Raw genomic sequence first — 1,887 nt, 5'->3', positions numbered from 1 at the left:
CCCGTGACGTTGGTGCGCTCGCCGATGTTGACGAAACTGGTGGAGGAGGGCTGGGTCATGAAACGATCAACTCAAAACACGTTCGGGCGGAGCTTGTCGAAGCCCTGCCCTTCTTCGGGAGAAATACGGCCCTTCGACAAGCTCAGGGCGAACGGAGAAAGGATTGTCCTCATCCCACCGCCATGATGAACGGCTCCAGCCCCGCCAGCCGGGTCCGCACCTCGGGGTGCGCGATCGCGCGCGGCGGCAGGCCGGCGACCGCGTCGGCGATCGCCTTGATATGCGCCGGGGTCGATCCGCAGCATCCGCCCAGGATGTTGACCTGACCCGCTTCCGCCCATTCCTTGACCAGCCCGGCGGTGGTCTCCGGCATCTCGTCATAGGCGCCCAGCTCGTTGGGCAACCCGGCGTTGGGGTAGACCATGATGAGGGTATCGGCGATCGCGCTCAGCGTCTTGACGTGCGGGCGCAGCTGCTCCGCCCCGAACGAACAGTTCAGCCCGATCGTCACCGGCCGGGCATGGCGCACCGCGTGCCAGAACGCCTCGACCGTGTGGCCCGACAGGTTGCGCCCCGACAGGTCGGTCAGCGTCATCGACAGCATGATCGGCAGGTCGCGCCCCAGCGCCTCGCCCGCCTCGATCGCCGCCATCACCCCGGCCTTGGCGTTCAGCGTGTCGAACACCGTCTCGATCAGGATGAAGTCGGCCCCGCCCTCGACCAGCGCGTCGATCTGGTCGCGGTACACATCCTTCAGATAATCGAAATCGATCTCGCGATAGCCGGGGTCGTTGACGTCGGGCGACAGCGACAGCGTCTTGTTGGTCGGCCCGATCGCCCCGGCGACGAAGCGCGGGCGGCTGATTCCATTCTCGGCATCCTTCGCGGCATATTCATCCGCCAGCTTCCGCGCGATCTTCGCGCTCTCGACGTTGATCTGGCGCACCAGATGCTCGGCGCCGTAATCGGCCTGACTGATGATGTTGGCGGAAAAGGTGTTGGTCGACACGATGTCCGATCCCGCATCCAGATAGGCGCGGGTGATCGTCGCCGGCACCTCGGGCTTGGTGATCGCCAATATGTCGTTGTTGCCCTTCTGGTCGTGGCTCAGCCCCAGCGACCCGGCATAGTCGGCCTCGGCCAGCTTCCAGTTCTGGATCTCGGTGCCGAACGCGCCGTCGGTGATCAGGATGCGCTTGGCCGCCTCGGCCAGCAGGGTCTCGCGTGGCGTCATCTCAATTCTCCGTCGCGGGGACATGGCCCGCCGTCTCTGCGCCGCCGCAACCGGTGAAGCGGCCGCTCACGCCGCCACCTCGCCCGCCGCCGCGCCCGGCCGCAGCCCCAGCAGGTGGCAGATCGCATAGCTCAGTTCGGCGCGGTTGAGCGTGTAGAAGTGGAAATCGCGCACCCCGCCCGCGTACAGCCGCCGACAGAGTTCCGCCGCGACCGTCGCCGCGACCAGCTGGCGCGCGGCGGGGTGATCGTCCAGCCCCTCGAACAGCGTGCCCATCCAGCCGGGCACCGCGGTGCCGCACATCGCCGACATGCGCTGGACGCTGGCGAAGTTCATCACCGGCATGATCCCCGGAATGATCTCCGCGGTGATCCCGGCCGCCGCCACCGCGTCGCGATAGCGCAGGAACGTCTCCGCCTCGTGAAAGAACTGGGTGATCGCGCGCGTCGCCCCGGCGTCGATCTTGCGCTTGAGGTTGTCGAGATCGGCCGCCGCATCGACAGAATCCGGGTGGCTCTCGGGATAGGCCGCGACCGATATCTCGAACGGGTGGAGCCGGCGCAGCCCGGCGACCAGCGCCGCCGCATTCTCATATCCGCCTTCGGGCGACGCGAACTTCGCCCCCGCCACCGGCGGATCGCCGCGCAGCGCGA

Annotated in this window: 2 protein-coding genes; both read right to left on the bottom strand. The window is 67.4% G+C overall.

The genetic code is table 11. The annotated features are described in order from the left end of the window. Positions 1 to 169 precede the first annotated feature (169 nt). The gene (locus tag VNR91_RS08185) at positions 170 to 1,234 is read right to left on the bottom strand and encodes a homocysteine S-methyltransferase family protein (RefSeq protein ID WP_325490281.1); all 1,065 of its coding nucleotides are present in this window, start codon (positions 1,232 to 1,234) and stop codon (positions 170 to 172) included. A 66-nt stretch (positions 1,235 to 1,300) separates the two neighbouring features. Further along, on the bottom strand, positions 1,301 to 1,887 hold a 587-nt coding region (locus VNR91_RS08180), incomplete at its 5' end, for a methylenetetrahydrofolate reductase (RefSeq protein ID WP_325490280.1).

This window comes from Sphingomonas sp., assembly GCF_035555815.1.
GTDB lineage: Bacteria > Pseudomonadota > Alphaproteobacteria > Sphingomonadales > Sphingomonadaceae > Sphingomonas.
This window is presented reverse-complemented; position numbering and strand designations above follow the sequence as displayed.